General features: G+C 68.8%; 18 protein-coding genes. 4 read left to right on the forward strand and 14 right to left on the reverse strand.

What is annotated here, in order from left to right; translation table 11 throughout:
• Window positions 1–70: 70 nt before the first annotated feature.
• Window positions 71–361 (reverse strand): glutaredoxin family protein, encoded by a 291-nt coding sequence (locus ACLBYD_RS16740; protein ID WP_006552340.1) that lies wholly within the window; start codon window positions 359–361, stop codon window positions 71–73.
• Window positions 362–603: 242 nt separating this feature from the next.
• On the opposite strand from ACLBYD_RS16740, the gene ACLBYD_RS16745 reads away from it, so the two are divergent.
• Entirely contained in the window at window positions 604–1,560 is a 957-nt protein-coding gene (locus ACLBYD_RS16745; RefSeq protein ID WP_447817311.1) for an HAD family hydrolase, read from the forward strand.
• Window positions 1,561–1,572: 12 nt separating this feature from the next.
• On the opposite strand, the gene ACLBYD_RS16750 is transcribed toward ACLBYD_RS16745, so the two are convergent.
• From ACLBYD_RS16750 to ACLBYD_RS16780, 7 genes are all read right to left on the reverse strand, one after another.
• Window positions 1,573–2,556 carry a lysophospholipid acyltransferase family protein gene (locus tag ACLBYD_RS16750; RefSeq protein ID WP_447817312.1) on the reverse strand — a complete coding sequence of 328 codons (984 nt, stop codon included), beginning with the start codon at window positions 2,554–2,556 and terminating at the stop codon, window positions 1,573–1,575.
• Window positions 2,553–3,584 (reverse strand): NAD-dependent epimerase/dehydratase family protein, encoded by a 1,032-nt coding sequence (locus tag ACLBYD_RS16755; RefSeq protein ID WP_447817364.1) that lies wholly within the window; start codon window positions 3,582–3,584, stop codon window positions 2,553–2,555. The genes ACLBYD_RS16750 and ACLBYD_RS16755 overlap by 4 nt, the downstream gene beginning before the upstream one ends.
• Window positions 3,585–3,809: 225 nt before the next feature.
• Window positions 3,810–3,911, reverse strand: coding sequence for a 30S ribosomal protein bS22 (locus tag ACLBYD_RS16760; RefSeq protein WP_003402602.1), 102 nt, complete (start codon window positions 3,909–3,911; stop codon window positions 3,810–3,812).
• 261 nt (window positions 3,912–4,172) lie between these two features.
• Window positions 4,173–4,409, reverse strand: a complete 237-nt coding sequence (locus tag ACLBYD_RS16765) for a helix-turn-helix domain-containing protein (protein WP_006552345.1) — start codon at window positions 4,407–4,409, stop codon at window positions 4,173–4,175.
• A 213-nt stretch (window positions 4,410–4,622) separates the two neighbouring features.
• The gene (gene proC, locus ACLBYD_RS16770; RefSeq protein WP_447817313.1) at window positions 4,623–5,483 is read right to left on the reverse strand and encodes a pyrroline-5-carboxylate reductase; all 861 of its coding nucleotides are present in this window, start codon (window positions 5,481–5,483) and stop codon (window positions 4,623–4,625) included.
• Between the two features lie 77 nt (window positions 5,484–5,560).
• Window positions 5,561–6,418, reverse strand: coding sequence for a thioesterase family protein (locus ACLBYD_RS16775; RefSeq protein ID WP_447817314.1), 858 nt, complete (start codon window positions 6,416–6,418; stop codon window positions 5,561–5,563).
• Window positions 6,415–7,080 carry a MerR family transcriptional regulator gene (locus ACLBYD_RS16780; protein WP_447817315.1) on the reverse strand — a complete coding sequence of 222 codons (666 nt, stop codon included), beginning with the start codon at window positions 7,078–7,080 and terminating at the stop codon, window positions 6,415–6,417. The genes ACLBYD_RS16775 and ACLBYD_RS16780 overlap by 4 nt, the downstream gene beginning before the upstream one ends.
• 93 nt (window positions 7,081–7,173) lie before the next feature.
• Here ACLBYD_RS16780 and ACLBYD_RS16785 point away from each other — a divergent pair, with 93 nt between their 5' ends.
• Window positions 7,174–7,590, forward strand: coding sequence for a hypothetical protein (locus ACLBYD_RS16785; RefSeq protein ID WP_258258849.1), 417 nt, complete (start codon window positions 7,174–7,176; stop codon window positions 7,588–7,590).
• Here ACLBYD_RS16785 and ACLBYD_RS16790 read toward each other — a convergent pair.
• Genes ACLBYD_RS16790 through ACLBYD_RS16800 form a run of 3 tightly spaced genes read right to left on the reverse strand, consistent with a single transcriptional unit; the run spans window position 7,549 to window position 10,779 of the window.
• The gene (locus ACLBYD_RS16790) at window positions 7,549–8,502 is read right to left on the reverse strand and encodes a sugar phosphate isomerase/epimerase family protein (RefSeq protein ID WP_271037724.1); all 954 of its coding nucleotides are present in this window, start codon (window positions 8,500–8,502) and stop codon (window positions 7,549–7,551) included. The two genes, ACLBYD_RS16785 and ACLBYD_RS16790, sit on opposite strands and share 42 nt — an antisense overlap.
• A gap of 4 nt (window positions 8,503–8,506) precedes the next feature.
• Window positions 8,507–9,829: a hypothetical protein gene (locus tag ACLBYD_RS16795; protein WP_447817316.1), complete on the reverse strand. Its 1,323-nt coding sequence runs from the start codon at window positions 9,827–9,829 to the stop codon at window positions 8,507–8,509.
• Complete coding sequence (locus ACLBYD_RS16800) at window positions 9,826–10,779, reverse strand: Ppx/GppA phosphatase family protein (protein ID WP_447817317.1); 954 nt, start codon at window positions 10,777–10,779, stop codon at window positions 9,826–9,828. The genes ACLBYD_RS16795 and ACLBYD_RS16800 overlap by 4 nt, the downstream gene beginning before the upstream one ends.
• 45 nt (window positions 10,780–10,824) lie before the next feature.
• On the opposite strand from ACLBYD_RS16800, the gene ACLBYD_RS16805 reads away from it, so the two are divergent.
• On the forward strand, window positions 10,825–11,655 hold the full coding sequence (locus tag ACLBYD_RS16805; RefSeq protein ID WP_271037746.1) for a hypothetical protein: 831 nt from the start codon (window positions 10,825–10,827) through the stop codon (window positions 11,653–11,655).
• On the opposite strand, the gene ACLBYD_RS16810 is transcribed toward ACLBYD_RS16805, so the two are convergent.
• From ACLBYD_RS16810 to ACLBYD_RS16820, 3 genes are all read right to left on the reverse strand, one after another.
• A complete protein-coding gene (locus tag ACLBYD_RS16810; protein ID WP_006552355.1) occupies window positions 11,637–12,326 on the reverse strand; it encodes a response regulator transcription factor in 690 nt (229 codons plus the stop codon). The two genes, ACLBYD_RS16805 and ACLBYD_RS16810, sit on opposite strands and share 19 nt — an antisense overlap.
• A gap of 61 nt (window positions 12,327–12,387) precedes the next feature.
• Window positions 12,388–13,569 carry a sensor histidine kinase gene (locus tag ACLBYD_RS16815; RefSeq protein WP_447817318.1) on the reverse strand — a complete coding sequence of 394 codons (1,182 nt, stop codon included), beginning with the start codon at window positions 13,567–13,569 and terminating at the stop codon, window positions 12,388–12,390.
• 201 nt (window positions 13,570–13,770) lie between these two features.
• Window positions 13,771–14,517, reverse strand: a complete 747-nt coding sequence (locus ACLBYD_RS16820) for a phosphoglyceromutase (RefSeq protein ID WP_060650675.1) — start codon at window positions 14,515–14,517, stop codon at window positions 13,771–13,773.
• A gap of 212 nt (window positions 14,518–14,729) precedes the next feature.
• On the opposite strand from ACLBYD_RS16820, the gene ACLBYD_RS16825 reads away from it, so the two are divergent.
• Window positions 14,730–16,484 (forward strand): hydroxysqualene dehydroxylase, encoded by a 1,755-nt coding sequence (locus tag ACLBYD_RS16825; protein ID WP_447817319.1) that lies wholly within the window; start codon window positions 14,730–14,732, stop codon window positions 16,482–16,484.
• Window positions 16,485–16,549: the final 65 nt, after the last annotated feature.

The raw sequence follows: 16,549 nt of genomic DNA on the forward strand, positions 1-16,549 counted from the left end.
GCCATGCACAAAGTTGCTCGAAGCACCCCGAATGTGCTTCCCACCTGCTGTACGACGAGGACCTGCCGACTCAGCGAGCGAGATCTGCGCGCAGTCGCGGCTCGTCGACCTCCCAGTAGCTGTGCTCGCGTCCGTCGAGCAGAACGACGGGCAGACGGTCCCCGAATTCGGCCCGCAGATCGGGATCGGTTGCGGCAGCGACATCCACGTCGATGCAGGTGACCTCGACGCCGAGCTCCTCCGCGAGCGCCTCGAGCTGCTCGCGCGCCGGACCGCACGCACCGCACCCGGCGCGCACGAGAAGGGTCAGGTGATGACGGCTCGCGGAGCCGCTCGTTGCCGATGACGATTGCTCACTCATGCCTCCACTGTGCGGCACGGCCTGTCGAGATGAACGTCACACCCGGTCACGGGGGCGACGGCCTCCCGGTGAGGGGCGGTGTCGCGGGCTAGGCTTGGCGCGGGTCGCCCGTGCATGCGGTCACCGTGTGGGCGGCGCCCGGAGCGCAGGGGTCCACATGGGGCCCGCCCGTTTCGACAGCCCCGCCCGTTACGACACCGGAGGTGCGAGTGCCAGGACGTTCGTTTCCCTACGGATGGGGCATGGGTGAGACGTGGGCGCGCATCATCCGTCCCGGACGTCGGCTCTTCTCTCGCAAGTTCGGACCCAGCGAGGAAGAGGTCCGCGCCAATCTCGCAGGTGAGGCGAGCGCCGATGCTGCCCTCGCGTTGCAGGAATCCCGCGTCGAGCCCGAGCCCTCCCCCGACACCGCTGCCGTCCCGCGCGATCTGACCGCGGCGGCGTTCTTCGATGTCGACAACACGATGGTGCAGGGCGCGTCGATCATCCACTTCGCCCGCGGCCTCGTCGCCCGGGACTACTTCGACAAGTCCGACCTGTTCGAGTTCGCCTGGCAGCAGGTCAAGTTCCGCCTGACGGGCAAGGAGAACATGAACGACGTCGCGTCCGGTCGCGACAAAGCGCTGTCGTTCGTGCAGGGCCGCTCCACCGAGGAACTGCGCCGGCTCGGCGAGGAGATCTACGACGACATCATCGCCGACAAGATCTGGCCGGGCACTCGCGCACTCGCGCAGATGCACCTCGACGCGGGCCAGCAGGTGTGGCTCGTGACCGCGACGCCGGTCGAACTGGCCGACGTCATCGCCGAACGCCTCGGTCTCACCGGTGCGCTCGGCACCGTCGCCGAGTCGGAGGACGGCGTCTTCACGGGCCGCCTCGTCGGCGACATCCTGCACGGTCTCGGCAAGGCGCACGCGGTGCGGGCGCTCGCGATCCGTGAGGGTCTGAATCTCAAGCGCTGCACGGCCTATTCGGACAGCCACAACGACGTGCCGATGCTCTCGGTGGTCGGCACGGCCGTCGCGATCAATCCCGATCCGGATCTGCGGCAGGTCGCTCGCACACGCGGGTGGGAGATCCGCGACTTCCGGACGGCGCGCAAGGCCGCGAAGGTCGGGGTGCCGACGGCGCTCGGTCTCGGTGCCGCGGGTGGTGCTGTCGCGGTCCTCGTGGGTCGCCGCCGCGACCGAGCGGCTTGATTTTCGAGGTGCTCAGCCGAGGAAGACGTTCCGCCGGCGCGTGAGCAGCTTGTAGAGGGTCTGCTGGATCGTCTCGCGCACGTGGTCGGTGACCTCGAACAACACCATCGGATCCTCCGCCGAGGCCTCGTCGTACACGTCGGTGACGATGGGTGTGCCGAACTCGATGTACCACTTCGACGGCAGCGGCACGATCCCGAGCGGGCCGAGCGCCGGGAACAGCGGGGTGATCGGGAAGTAGGGCAGGCCGAGCAGGCGCGCGAGCGAGGTGAGGTCGGCGATGTTCGGGTAGATCTCCTCGGAGCCGACGATCGAGCACGGCACGATGGGTGCCTGGGTGCGCAGGGCCGCCGACACGAAGCCGCCGCGGCCGAACCGCTGCAGTTTGTAGCGTTCCTTGAACGGTTTGCCGAGGCCCTTGTAACCCTCGGGGAAGACCGCGACCACCTGGTCCTGGCGGAGGAGCCGTTCGGCGTCGGGGTGGCACGCGAGGGTGTGGCCGGCCTTGCGCGTCACCGTCCCCACCACGGGCAGACCGAAGGCGAGGTCGGCGGCGAGCATCCGCAGGTGACGATCCGCGTGGTCGTGCACGGCGACGGAGGTCATCAGCGCGTCGACGGGAAGTGTGCCGGCGTGGTTGGCGACAACGAGTGCACTGCCTTCGGCGGGGATGTTCTCGACGCCGCGGACCTCGACGCGGAACCACTTGTCGAACAGGGGTCGCAGCACCGGCAGGACGACGTTCTCGGTGAAGTGCTGGTCGAAGCCGAAGTCGTCGACCTCGTAGTCGCCGGTCATCCGGCGACGGACGAACTCGGCGGTGGCGGTGACCTGTTGCGCGAGAGTGCCGCGCAGGTCGTCGAGGAACCGGTCGGTGCGGCTCATCTGCTCGGGGGTGGGCGGTGGCCCCATCGACGGATGGGGTGTGCGTGTGACCCGTTCGCCGGGACGGCGGTTGCCGGCGTGCAACGGGATGACCTTCGCGACCTCCGTCATCGCGTCTCCCTCGTCTCTCCGAGCACGGAGAGCGCCATCGACTCGGCCTTGTCCACCCATTCGGTCTTCACGATGCGGGTGAGGGCGAGGCCCCGGGCGAAATCGTCGAGCGCTTCTCTCGTGGTCCAGCGTGGTTCGAATCCGAACTCGTTGCGCATGCGCGTGGTGTCGAGTCCGCATCCGAAATGGAAATAGTCGAGTTCTTCCTTGGTGAAGGAGTTCATCACGGAACCCATGAGTGCGTGCCCGACCGTGCGGAACAGCGCGTAGGGCATCGGCACGGTGACGCCACCGGCCCGGCGCACGGCCTGGGTCATCATGACGATCCCCTCACCGGCGATGTTGTACGTCCCTGAGGGTCCGGCGACGACCGCGTGTTCGAGCGCACCGAGTGCGTCCTCCTCGTGCAGCAACTGCAGTCGCGCGTCGCGGCCGAGCACGTTGGGGACGAGCGGGGAGGTGAGATAGCTCGACACCGAGCCGGGCAGCCGGTTCCCGACGGTGGGTGCGAACCGGAGGATGGTGGTCGCGATGTCGCTGCGCCGCCGGGCGACGCCGCGCAGATATCCCTCGACCTCCATCATGTCGCGGGCGAAGGCGCCCGTGGGCCGGCGGCGGGCGCTCATCTCTTCGGTGAACTTCGCGGGGTCCTTGGCACTCGATCCGTAGACGACGGACGACGAGCGCAGCACGATCCTGCGCACCGAGGGTGCCTTCTGGCACACCGCGAACAGCTGCATCGCGCCGAGGACGTTCATGTCCTTCATCGCCGTGCGGCTCCCGGACTTCGGGGCCTTCGTGACGGCGGACGCGTGGACGACGGTGTCGACGTCCATGTTGCGGATGATCTTGCCGATGAGTGGGTTGCGGATGTCGGCGAGCACGAACTCGGCCCGCCCCATGCGCCGGAGCATGTCCTTCGACGGCGACTGGGTGTCGACGCCGATCACCCGCTCGATGTCGGGATTCTGGGCAAGCCTGGTGACGAGGAAACCACCCAGGAACCGACTTGCTCCGGTGACCAGCACGACTCGTGGACGTGCCACTTCGTGCCCCTGCGAAACCACTCGTGAAACCCCCTGCTGCACCACACGCGTCATCGGTCACATTCGCCCCGACGCGGTATGCCGTCCCACAATACGGCCACTTCGCTGCCATCGCACGACTCGTGGGTGAACTTTCGGGTACCGGGATGCACAGACGAACGATGCCCGCCACCATGGAAGGTGACGGGCATCGGACAGGTGCAGGGCTTACTTGCCGAGTTTACGACGCTGCACTCGGGTGCGGCGGAGCAGCTTGCGGTGCTTCTTCTTCGACATGCGCTTACGGCGCTTCTTGATCACAGATCCCATGTGGGCATCCCTCACGTTCCTTGTAGCGTTCCTGCGCACGCCGGTGACGTACGCCTGATGTATGTCGACGCTGGGCCTCGTGGCGACGAGTAACAGCGCCTCACGACACCGGCTGGCCGGTACGACGACAAGCAATCCTACCGGGGCGGCCCACCCGGCGTGAAACCGAGGTCCGCCCCGGAACGCGACTTCCCTCGCGCACCGGATCCGTTCGTCGTACCGTCGTCCCCCGACGACGCGCCGATCGTCCCTGTCCGACCTCTATCCGACGTCGAAGTACGACGTCTCGAGGTAGTCGTGGACGGCCTTCGCATGCACGCGGAACGAGCGTCCCACGCGCACTGCGGGTAGTTCGCCACTGTGCACCAGCCTGTACACGGTCATCTTCGACACCCGCATGAGAGCTGCCACTTCGGCAACCGTCAGGAACTGGGTACCGGCGAGAACCGACTGTCCGTCTTGAGGTTGACCCTTCGACGGCGTGTTTCCTGAAACCATTACACACCTCCGGCACGCCCGCGCCGCCGGCTTCCCCTCCGGCGGAACAGACACGCACGTGCTGATTCGAGCTTAGCGTGACGAATGGTTCCTGTGCGACGATGCAGCTGGGGAATTTCCGGCGGGCGGCTGTTCGTCGCCACGCTACGCCCCGCAGTGACGTCTGTCAGCGTTCCGCAGTGACACCTGTCAGTGCCTCGGGTGGATGCCCTGTCAGGCCGTCCCGGAGAGCCCCTCGCGGGCCGCAGGCGACGGCTGATCCGATGCCGCCCCGAGTTGCGCGGAACGGCGCTTCGCAGCGTCGAGCGCCTCGTAGAAGGCCGTACGCAGGCCTCCACGCTCGAGTTCGCGGATCGCGGCCGCCGTGGTGCCACCCGGCGAGGTGACCGCGGCGCGCAGGTCGGCAGCGTTGTCCCCCGAGCGCGCGAGCATCGCGGCCGAGCCGGTCATCGTCTGCACCACCAGATCGGTGGCCACCGCCCGCGTCAGGCCGAGCGAGACACCGGCGTCGATCATCGCCTCCGCGACGAGAAAGAAATATGCGGGCCCGGATCCGGAGACCGCGGTGACCGCGTCGATCTGCGCCTCCGGGACCACCGAGACCGTTCCCACACTCGCGAGGATCTCGCGGACCGTGTCGAGATGCTGCTGCTTGACGTACCGACCGGCGGACAGCACGCTCGCGCCCTCCCCGACGAGCATCGGGGTGTTCGGCATCACGCGCACGACGGGGAAGCCGGCCGGGAGCTTGGTCTCGTAGCGGACCGTCGGGATGCCCGCGGCAAGCGACACCAGGATCTGCTCGTCGTCGTTCCCGGCGTCGACCGCCGCGAGGGCGGTGACGACGACGTCCACGTCGTTGGGCTTGACGGCCACGACCACCACGTCGGCGCCTTCCGCGGCGTCGGAGGTGCTGTCGGTGACCCGGATCGAGTAGGCCCGGGACAGTTCCTCACGCCGTTCCTCGAACTTCTCGGCGACCACGAGATCCTTGGTCGCGAAGCCGTTCTTCAGCAGACCCGAGATCAGCGCCTCGCCGATCCTGCCGCCACCGATCACTGCGATTCTCGTCATGGGGACAGCCTGCCACGACCGCCCGTGCGGCCTACACCACGGTCACCGCCTGTCGGGACCTGCCGCGTTCGGGCGTATCAGCGCGGCATCATGGCCAGCTGACGCGATTGCACGACCACCTGGCCGGTCGAGTCGACGACGGTGTGGTCCTCCTCGAACCAGGTGCTGCCGAGCACGCTGCTCTCGGCGATGACCCGCAGCCATCCCGGAGCCGGAACCCGCCGCAGATAGGCGGTGAGCTGCACCGTCGGCGCCCAGCCGAATCGGCCGAGGTTCATCGCGACGGGAGCCGACACGTCGCCGCACATGAGCGCGAACAGCACCGAGGTGTCGACGTCGGCCTCGTCGCCCGGCGACGGCCGCGTCCACATCGACACGAGCGGTTCACCCTGCTGCCCATCGAGGAAGCGCGCGGTCGAGGCGTCGATCCGGAGCCGGGAGGTGGCGGCGAACTTCACGATCTGCCCCATGGGGTGCTCGGGGGTGACGAGCACCGACTCGGCCGGCGGGTCGACGGGCATGGTGGTCGCGCGGTGCGGCACCGTGTGGAAGGGCTCCTCGGTATCCGGCGTACCGAGGGTGACACTCGCCCGCACCGCCACACGTCCGGCCTGGGACAGTTCGACGTCCACAAGGGCGATCTGCTTGCCCTGCTTGCGTAGGACGGTGGTGAGTTCGACGTCGCCGGGATCGGGCGCGGCGACGAACGAGGCACTCACGGCGAGGGGCTGGGTGAGCGGGTCGACGCCGGCGTCGAGCACCGACCTGCGCGCCGCGGACGCGCAGACCGCGAGCATGCATCCGCCGTGCACCTTGGGCCCGATGGTCCACACCGGATCGATGTGCGCCTGCCAGGCCGCGGTGCCATCCGGGTGCTCCCCCGGCGCCCGGGTGACCGAGGTCAGGTCGAGGAAGGGCTGGTCGGTGAGGGTCACTGCTGCTCCTGGTCGTCGTTCGGGGCCGGATCGGCGCCGGTCGTGGGGAATCCACCGGACCCGAACATGCGGGCGGCGAGATGCTGGTGGGCCAACCGGCGCATGGCCGTGAGGACCGGTTCGTACAGGGCGGTCCCGAGCACGGCCGCTTCCACGGTGGCTTCCCGGGAGTGCGTCGGCAGCAGTTCGAGGTCGAGTTCGGCGATGGCGCGGACGTGACGGCCGTAGGCGTCGATCCGGCGGTCGTCCATCCGCAGGCCGGCGGCTTCGAGTGCCGCGAGCGCGTGTTCGAGTTGCGCCACGGCCGCGAACCGTGGGTCGTAGATCTGGCCGAGGCGTTCGAGCAGGTGGCGGGCGCGGGGATAGCCGGGACCGGCCGAGTCCTCGACGTAGGGCGGCAGCGCGGCGATGGCGTGGCCGAGTTCGACGAAGAGGTCGTCGCGGGGATTGTCGACGAGATCCACGACGGTCTTGATCTTCTCGAGGGGCAGACCCTGCGCGGCGAGTGCCCGGACCAGGCCCAGGCGCCGCACGTGCCGGTCGTCGTAGGTCGCCGAGGTGACGCTCGTCGCCACGCCCGGCATGAGCAGTCCCTCGCGCAGGTAGTACTTCACCGTCGGCAGCGGTATGCCGCAACGCTCGGCGAGTTCCGAGATACGCACCGATCACCTCCGTCCCTTGACATCGGATACTACAACTATCCAGTATTGGATAGCGAAACTATCCAGTCACGGAGTACGGCCGAGGAGGCCCTCATGCATCCGCTCGTGACCATCGTTCTCGGGAGCACCGTGCTCACCGTCGCAGGCATCGCCTTCGGAGGCACCTTCCTGCTACGCGTCGCCGCGGGCGGCGTACCCACCAACGACCTGCAGAAGACGTTCTTCCGTGCCGGTCACGCCCACGCGGGAGTACTCGTCACACTCGGGCTGCTCATTGCCGTTCTCACGCACGTCGTGGGCGCATCACCCGGTTGGTCGGCGGCCGGCGCCATCGCCGTGCTCGTCGCGGCGATCCTGATCCCGGCGGGCTTCTTCCTGTCGGTTCTCGGGCCCGATCCCGAGCGACCCGGCCGGATGTTCGCGGCGGTCCGGCTCGGCGCCGTCTCCCTCACCGCGGGCGTGCTGATCTCAGGCGTCGCCGTGCTCGCCGCCGGAATCGCTGCCCTCTGAGGCGGGGACGCGCGCGATATCCGTGTGCCGGGGACTCTCGGGGCCGGCCGTGATCGCGCGCGTCGCCGAGCGATCCAGGTGCGTGCGCGCGAAGGCCAGCGAACGCGCCAGCATCCCGGCGCGCTCCGCACGCGTCCGTGCGCTCTGGGTGCTGATCTCGAGCACCACGTGCCCGCCGAAGTCGCTCGCGGCGAGCCGGCGGCACACGTCCGCACACGGCTGCGTGCCCGTTCCCGGGACGAGGTGTTCGTCGAGCGAGGAGCCCCGGCCGTCGGCGAGATGGAGGTGGGCGAGCCCCTCCCCCATCCGATCCGCGAGCGCGAGGGCGTCGGCCCCCGCGGTCGCGGTGTGCGACAGGTCGAGCGTGTAGTGCGCGAAACCGGTGTCGGTGGGGTCGAGTGACGGACTGTAGGCCGAGACCGCACGGCCGGGACCGCGCCGGCGCAGACGTTCGGCGCCGCGATCACGACCGCCGAAGACGACGTCGGCCCTCATCGGGTACATGTTCTCGACCGCGACCACCACGTGGCTGTCGGCCTCGAGCGCCGCGACCTGGTCGGAGAATCCCTCCGCATAGCGACGCTGCCACCGGAAGGGCGGATGGACCACGACGGTCTCCGCACCGAGGATCTCGGCGACACGCACCGAACGGTCGAGCTTGGCGGCGGGATCGGATCCCCACACGCGCTGCGAGATCAGCAGACACGGCACGTGCACGGCGAGCACCGGCACGCCGTACTCGCGGACCAGACGCTCCACCGAGGTGGGGTCCTGGCTCACCGGTTCGGCCCACACCATCAGCTCGACCCCGTCGAAACCGAGATCGGCCGCGAAGCGGAACGCCGCTTCGGTGTTCTCCGGATAGACCGAAGCGGTGGACAGCCCTACCCGGATTCCCTGCGCGGTCGGCATCGGCTCACCCGGGCAGCAGGAACAACAGCGGCCCGAAGGCCACGAATGCTCCCACCGCGAGCGCGATGAGCTGACTCGTGATGTCATCGGTGCGCCGCAGGACACGCACCAGCGCGACCAGGCCCACGATCACCAGCAGCGCGAGCGCGAAGGCGACCCACGGCATGAGGTCCCACAACCGCTCGAAGCCCTTGAAGAGCAATCCGCCCGCGACGATCGCGGCGACGCTCTCGCCGATCAGCAACGCCCACTGCTTGAGGCCACTGCTCTGCTCCGCGTCGGTGGACTCGTCGTCCGCGCTCTTCCGTGCCGAGTCGTCGGCGGCGTCGGACGTCGCCTTCCCACCCTTGCCGCGGGACTTCCGCGACCGCGACGATGCCGCTCCCTCCGAAGCGTCGGGCGCGGCATCCGCAGCACCGCTGGTGTCGGTCGAGTCGTCGGCGTCGGAACCGGTGCCCTGCAGGTCGCTGGCCGGGCCGGACAGTAGTCGCGGTTCGGCGACGTCGGCCTTGCGCACCGACACCGCAGGGGCGCTCGCCTTCTCGGACTTCTTGTCGGCGACCGCCGCTCCCTCACCGGACGGCGAGCTCGTCGCGACCGCTCCGAGATGCGCCCGCGCACGCCGCGGAAGCGCCTCGGGGCGGATGACCTCGGTCGGCGACTCGATCTTGGGCGGAGCCGCCGCGGCCGTCTTGGACGCTGTCTCCGCCGATGCGGCCGCCTTGGACGCTGCGCCCGTCTTCGACACTGCGCCCGCCTTCGACACTGCATCCGTCTTCGACACTGCGTCCGTCGATGCGGGCGTCTTCGAAGCCGGGACTGCCGGTGTCTTCGCGGCGGGCGGCGCCTTCGTGACGGCAGGCGTGCCCGTTCCGGCCTTCGCCGGGGGCGTCTTCGTCTCGACGGCGACCCGCGGGGTCACGGTGGTCTTCTCGATGTCGGACAGCGCGAAGGTCGCCTTCTTCGGCGTCTCGAGCTTCGGCGTCTCGCTGTTCGGGGTCTCGACCTTCGGGGTCTCGACCTTGCGCGGCGCCGGGACGACCTTCGGTGGGGTCCTCGCATCGGTAGTCGCGACAGAGGAAGCCGAATCCGACTGTCCGGCAGCACTTTCCGCGTCGTCGGCGGTGTGCCGCTCGCCCTTGCCGTCTGCGCGGTCGTCGGCCGCGCGCGTGATCGGGATCTCGCCCGTCAGTTCGGCGACGGAGATGCCTCCGCTCGCGCCTCGTCGGCGTCGTCCCCCGGCCCGCGTTCCCACCTTCTGGCCGTTACGCGCCAACAGCTCGGCCACGGAGATCTGCCCCGTGTCGTTGCTGCGATTCTCGCTCATCCGGTTGCCACCACCAGTTCGCCACCCATATCCGTATCGAGCTTCCGAAGAATCAGGCCTTCGCGCAACGCCCACGGGCAGATCTGCAGCGTCTCCACTCCGAGGGCACGCATGCTCGCCTCCGCGACGAGGGCGCCGGCGACGAGTTGCTCGGACCGGTCCGAGCTGACGCCTTCGAGTTCTGCCCGGTCGGCCGTGGTCATCCGGGAGATGAAGGCGATGAGCTGGCGCAGTCCGCTGGCCGTCAGGGTCCGTTGTACCCGCAGACCGGCGGACGAGGGGGCCGCGCCGGTCAGGCGGGCGAGGGTCCGGAAGGTCTTGGAGGTACCCACACACAGGTCGGGGTCGCCCGCGTTGCGTATGACCTTCGCCGGCTCGGCGAGTTCGGCGTCGAGCCAGTCGCGCAGCGCCGAGATCCGGCGCTTGCCGGGCGGGTCCTCACGGAACCAGTCGCGGGTGAGCCGTCCCGCACCGAGCTGGAGCGAGTAGGCGATCTCGGGGTCCTCGTCGCCGCCGAAGGTGAGCTCGAGCGAACCACCGCCGATGTCGAGGTCGAGGATGTTTCCGGCGCTCCAGCCGTACCAGCGGCGCACCGCGAGGAAGGTCAGCCGCGCCTCGTCCTCGCCGGAGAGCACGTCCAGCGACACCCCGGCCTCCCGGCGCACCCGCTCGAGGACGGCCTCGGAGTTGCCGGCGTCGCGCACCGCGGACGTCGCGAACGCCATGAGCTCGCCGCATCCCGAGGTGCGGGCGATGCTGGCGAATTCGGCGGTGGTCTCGACGAGCCGATCGGCGCCCTTGGAGGTGATGTCGCCGTTGTCGTCCATGTTCTCGGACAGCCGCAGCGTGGCCTTCGTCGAACTCATCGGCGTGGGGTGCCCACCACGATGGGCGTCCACCACCAACAGGTGAACGGTATTGCTTCCGACGTCGAGTACCCCTAAGCGCACATCAATACGGTACTGGGTCTACCGTCGGGACCTGTGACAGCAGGTATGTCCCATGCCCCACACAAACTCGACCCGGCCCCGGAAGTCCCTCTCGACTTTCCTCGGGAATGGGTGGAGTTCACCGACCCCGACAACGACGAACACGTCATCGCCGCAGACATGACATGGCTGCTCTCGCGGTGGACCTGCGTGTTCGGCACTCCGGCGTGCCAGGGCATCATCGCCGAGCGACCCGACGACGGGTGCTGCTCGCACGGTGCGTTCCTGTCCGACGACGACGATCGCAAGAAGCTGGCGAAGGCAGTGAAACACCTCACGCCGGCCGATTGGCAGTTCATGGACAAGGGCCTGGGCAAGAAGGGCTACCTCGAAGAGGACGAGATCGACGACGAGCCCGCCCTGCGCACCCGCCGCTACAAGGGTGCGTGCATCTTCCTGAACCGTCCCGGATTCGAGGGCGGCCAGGGCTGTGCCCTCCACACCATGGCGTTGCGACGCGGCATCGAACCGCTCGAGATGAAGCCGGACGTGTGCTGGCAGCTCCCGATCCGCCGCACCCAGGACTGGGTGGAGCGTCCCGACGGCACCGAGATCCTGCGCACGGTCATCACCGAGTACGACCGACGCGGCTGGGGTGAGGGTGGCCACGACCTCGACTGGTACTGCTCGGGCTCTCCCGACGCGCACGTCGGCGAGCGTCCGGTCTGGCAGTCGTACGCCCCCGAGCTCACCGAACTCCTCGGTGCGGCGGCCTACGACGAGCTCGCGCGCCTGTGCCGGCGACGCCAGGGACTGGGTCTGATCGCGATCCATCCCGCGACGTCGGCAGCACAGGCGGGCTCCGATGCCGGCTCCGATCAGGCCTCGAGCTTGTAACCCAGGCCGCGCACCGTCACGAGGTGACGCGGCTTGGCCGGATCCTCCTCGATCTTCGAGCGCAGACGCTTGACGTGGACGTCGAGGGTCTTGGTGTCGCCGACGTAGTCGGCGCCCCACACCCGGTCGATGAGCTGTCCGCGGGTGAGCACCCGCCCGGAGTTCCGCAGGAGATATTCGAGCAGGTCGAATTCCTTGAGCGGCATGGCGACCGGCTCACCGTTGACGTGCACGACGTGACGGTCGACGTCCATCCGCACAGGTCCGGCCTCGAGCAGTCCGTCGTCCGCCGCTACCTCGCTCTCGGTGTCGGCCCCGCGCCGCAGGACCGCACGGATCCGGGCGATGAGTTCACGCGCCGAGTACGGCTTGGTGACGTAGTCGTCGGCGCCGAGTTCGAGCCCGACGACCTTGTCGATCTCGCTGTCGCGAGCGGTGACCATGATGACCGGCACACCCGAGCGGGTCCGCAACTGCTTGCACACGTCGGTGCCGCTCATCCCGGGGAGCATCAGGTCGAGCAGGACGATGTCGGCGCCCTCCCGGTCGAACTCGGCGAGGGCCGAGGGGCCGTCGCCGGCGATGGTCGTCTCGAACCCCTCCTTCCGCAGCAGGAAGGCGAGCGGATCCGCCAACGATTCCTCGTCCTCGACGATCAGCACACGCGTCACGAGCTGGTCCTCCGTCTGTTTCTCGATATCCGTCCGCCCGGGAGCCCGGGTGGGGTCTGCGTCACGATCCGACCACCTTCTCGGTGCGGTCGGCGGTGTGGTTCTCGTCGTCCTCGGCGTCCTCGACGTGGGCCGGGACGAGAAGGGTGAAGGTGGAGCCGGTACCGGGCTTGCTCCACAGGGTGATCTCGCCGTGATGGTTCGCGGCGACGTGCTTGACGATGGCCAGCCCGAGGCCGGTGCCTCCGGTGGCCCGCGACCGGGCCTTGTCGACGCGGAAGAAGCGCTCGAAGACCCGCTCCTGGTCCTCCTTGGCGATACCGATCCCCCGGTCGGTGACGGCCATCGCGACCTTGCCGTCGCGCAGCGACCTGCTGATCGTCACCGGTGAGCCGGCCGGCGAGTAGGCGATCGCGTTCTCGATGAGGTTGGTGAGGGCGCTGACGAGCAGCGTCCGGTCGCCGAGGATCTCGAGGCCGCTCGGCCGGTCGGTGCTGATGGTGATCGAGGCGTTCTCGGCGGTCAGGCGCGTGCGGTCGAGAGCCTCGTCGACGACGGCGTCGACGTCCACGACCTCGAGATCGGGCAGTTTCTCGGCACCCTGGAGCTTCGAGAGGGCGATCAGTTCGGTCACCATGTTGCCGAGGCGCGTCGCCTCGCGTTGGACCCGTTCGCCGAAGTGGCGGACGGTCTCGGGATCGTCGACGGATTCGAGCAGCGCCTCCGCGAGCAACGCCATCGCGCCGACGGGGGTCTTCAGTTCGTGGCTGATGTTGGCCACGAAATCGCGCCGGGTGGCCTCCATGCGGACGTGCTCGGAGTCGTCGAAGGCGTAGAGCACGACGAAGCGCGGATCCTGGTCGAGCAGCGGCCGGACGGTGCAGCGCACCGCGACGGGCTCGCGGCCGAGCAATGCCTTCGCGCCCAGGTCGAGTTCGATCGGCTTCCTCGTCTCGAGCACCTGGCAGGCGGCCGCCCAGGCCCGGTCGTCGATCTGCCGGTTGCGGACGAGGCCGAGTTCCTCGGCGCGCGGGTTCGACAGGACGACGTCGTGGAACTTGTCGACCACCGCGATACCGGTCGACGCCCCGTGCACGACCCGGTCGAGCACGTCGAACATCGTGAGGTCGGCTTCGTCGCTACCGTGGGCCCGGCGCTGCACAAGCCTCCCGACGGCGACGGTGACGATCCCGCCGAGGACCGCTGCGACCACGGCCAGCAACACGGCCTGCGTAACACTCACACTTCGAATCGTAATGACACCGGTACCCCACCGGACAGCGGGTCGACGGCATTTCCCGCACGTCACACCCCATTTTTCGGGTGTTGGAGTGTTGTTCACCCTTTGTTCGCCCAGAACGGACCACTCCGCGACGGACCTGCACGAACGAACCGACCCCGTCACCGAACGGCAACGGGGTCGGGTCTCGCTTCCGTGGGGCTGCTACTTGGCGCCCTGGTTCGCGACCGCCGCCGCACCGGCAGCTGCGGCCTCGGGGTCGAGATAGGTGCCACCCGGGTTCAGCGGGCGCAGGTTCTCGTCGAGGTCGTAGCGCAGCGGGATGCCCGTCGGGATGTTGAGTCCGGCGATGTCGTCGTCGGAGATCCCGTCGAGATGCTTGACGAGCGCGCGCAGCGAGTTGCCGTGCGCGGTGACCAGCACGGTCTTGCCCGCGAGCAGATCCTTGGAGATCGTCGACTCCCAGTACGGGATGAAGCGGGCGACGACGTCCTTCAGGCACTCCGTCAGGGGGACTTCGTCGACGTCGGCGTAGCGCGGATCGGTGTCCTGGCTGTACTTCGAACCCGGCTCGATCGGCGGCGGCGGGGTGTCGTAGCTGCGACGCCACAGCATGAACTGCTCCTCGCCGAACTCGTCCTTGATCTCGGACTTGTTCTTGCCCTGGAGCGCGCCGTAGTGGCGCTCGTTGAGACGCCAGTCGCGGATGACGGGGATCCAGTGCCGGTCGGCGGCGTCGAGCGCGAAGTTGGCGGTGCTGATCGCGCGGCGCAGCAGGGAGGTGTAGGAGACGTCGGGAAGCACGTTGTGCTCGGCGAGGAGGGCACCGGCCCGCTTGCCCTCGGCGATCCCCTTGTCGGTCAGATGCACGTCCACCCAGCCGGTGAACAGGTTCATCGCATTCCATTCGCTCTCGCCGTGGCGGAGCAGAACAAGTGTTCCGATAGTCATGACCCAATCCTGACATGCACGGATGGCGATTTCGCCACGGGCGCCCCCGATCGTGGGCTATATCTGACAACGCGCGTTGCCAGGAACGCGGGAGTCGGCGCCGCGCACCACAGTTCGTCATCACCGACACACACGGGGGTTCGATGTCACACGGGGGTCCGAAGTCACACGGGGGTCCGCAGCCACACCGGGGTCCGCAGCCCGACGGACGCATGTCCCGCCGCACCGTCCTCACCGCCCTCGGAGCGCTCGGGGCCGCCGCAGCCCTGCCGGTCACGGCGGGCGCACAGCCGAGCCGCCGCGCACCGGCGGTGCACTCCGGCGGACGCCGGGTCGCGATCCTCGGCGGCGGGATGGCCGGACTGGCCGCCGCGCACGAGTTGATCGAACGCGGCTTCGAGGTCATCGTCTTCGAGCCGACCGCGCTCGGCGGCAAGGCGCGCAGCATCCCCTCCCCCGGCACCGCGGCAGGCGGCCGCCTCGATCTGCCCGGTGAACACGGCTTCCGCTTCTTCCCCGGCTTCTACCAGCACATCCCCGACACGATGCGACGGATCCCGTTCCCCGGAAACCCGAATGGCGTGTTCGACAACCTCGTTGCGGGACACGGCTTCCGGATGGCGATCCCCGGCGCGCCCGACCTCACCGCCCCGGCCTCCATCGCACCGCTGCGCTTCGACATCTACGACCCGCTGAGTCTGCAGGAGAGCCTGACGGCGGCCTTCTCCCTCGGCGGCTCGATCCCGCCGCACGAACTCGCGGTCTTCATGCGCAAACTCGTCATGTTCCTCACCAGCAGCCTCGAACGTCGCAACGGCCAGTGGGAACACGAGACGTGGGCGCAGACCCTCGAGGCCGACGGCAAGTCGAAGGGGTACCGCGAGATCCTCGTCTCCGCACTGACGCGACAGCTCGTCGCGGCGCGGCCGCAGACGGTCTCGACCCGCACCATCGGCATCATGGGCCAGGCCTTCGTGTGGAACGCGATGGGCACCGTGCCGCAGTACGGACATCTCGACCGCCTGCTGTCGGCACCGACGAACGAGGCGTGGATCGATCCGTGGGCGCAGCTCCTGCGCGACCTCGGGGTGAAGTTCGAGATGGGTTGGGCGGCCGAGTCCCTGGAGATCTCCGGCGGACGGATCACCGGCGCACGGGTCGTCGACGGGTCGGGCAACCGGGCCCGCGCCGAGGCCGACTGGTTCGTCGCGGCGATGCCGGCCGAACGCGCCGTCTCGCTGTGGTCGCCCGAGATCCTCGCGGCCGATCCCGGCCTCGAACGGATGAACGCTCTGGTCACCGACTGGATGGTCGGCATCCAGTACTTCCTGCGCCGGCCCACCCCCATCACGCCGGGCCACGTCGCCTATCTCGGTTCGCCGTGGGCGCTCACGTCGATCAGCCAGGCCCAATTCTGGCGCGGCGACTTCGTCCAACGGTACGGCGACGGTTCGGCGCACGACTGCCTGTCGGTGGACATCTCCGACTGGGACACCCCCGGCATCCTCTACGGCAGAACCGCCAAGCAGTGCACGCCGGAGGAGATCGCCCGCGAGGTGTGGGCGCAGATGTCGGCGTGCCTCGAGGACGGGACGGGCGCGATCGACGAGAACGACATCGTCTCGTGGTTCCTCGATCCCGGCGTGAAGTGGGGAGCCGGCGGCGTTACCAACGACACCCCGCTGCTCATCAACACCGCTGGGTCGCTCGCGAACCGGCCCGAGGCACACACCGCGATCCCGAACCTGTTCCTCGCGGGCGACTACGTCCGCAACGACATCGACCTCGCGACGATGGAGGGCGCGAACGAATCGGCGCGGGCGGCAGTGGGTGCGTTGCTGCAGACGGCCGGCTCCCCCGCCGCACCGCCGGCACTGTACAAGTTGCACGAACCGCCCGAACTGGAACCGTTGCGGCGCATCGACGCCGACCGGTACCGAGCGGGACAGCCGCACATGCTGGCCTGATCGGACAGGATCCTCCACGGCCCGAGGGGTGGAGACTCGGCGGTCCCGTAGCAGGGCCCGGACAG

This window comes from Rhodococcus sp. C26F (genome assembly GCF_053345925.1).

Coding starts and splice junctions, on each gene's coding strand:
- ACLBYD_RS16740 (WP_006552340.1), bottom strand. CDS start 361: ATGAGTGAGCAATCGTCATCGGCAACGAGCGGCTCCGCGAGCCGTCAT.
- ACLBYD_RS16745 (WP_447817311.1), top strand. CDS start 604: ATGGGTGAGACGTGGGCGCGCATCATCCGTCCCGGACGTCGGCTCTTC.
- ACLBYD_RS16750 (WP_447817312.1), bottom strand. CDS start 2,556: ATGACGGAGGTCGCGAAGGTCATCCCGTTGCACGCCGGCAACCGCCGT.
- ACLBYD_RS16760 (WP_003402602.1), bottom strand. CDS start 3,911: ATGGGATCTGTGATCAAGAAGCGCCGTAAGCGCATGTCGAAGAAGAAG.
- ACLBYD_RS16765 (WP_006552345.1), bottom strand. CDS start 4,409: ATGGTTTCAGGAAACACGCCGTCGAAGGGTCAACCTCAAGACGGACAG.
- proC (WP_447817313.1), bottom strand. CDS start 5,483: ATGACGAGAATCGCAGTGATCGGTGGCGGCAGGATCGGCGAGGCGCTG.
- ACLBYD_RS16785 (WP_258258849.1), top strand. CDS start 7,174: ATGCATCCGCTCGTGACCATCGTTCTCGGGAGCACCGTGCTCACCGTC.
- ACLBYD_RS16790 (WP_271037724.1), bottom strand. CDS start 8,502: ATGCCGACCGCGCAGGGAATCCGGGTAGGGCTGTCCACCGCTTCGGTC.
- ACLBYD_RS16795 (WP_447817316.1), bottom strand. CDS start 9,829: ATGAGCGAGAATCGCAGCAACGACACGGGGCAGATCTCCGTGGCCGAG.
- ACLBYD_RS16805 (WP_271037746.1), top strand. CDS start 10,825: ATGTCCCATGCCCCACACAAACTCGACCCGGCCCCGGAAGTCCCTCTC.
- ACLBYD_RS16820 (WP_060650675.1), bottom strand. CDS start 14,517: ATGACTATCGGAACACTTGTTCTGCTCCGCCACGGCGAGAGCGAATGG.
- ACLBYD_RS16825 (WP_447817319.1), top strand. CDS start 14,730: ATGTCCCGCCGCACCGTCCTCACCGCCCTCGGAGCGCTCGGGGCCGCC.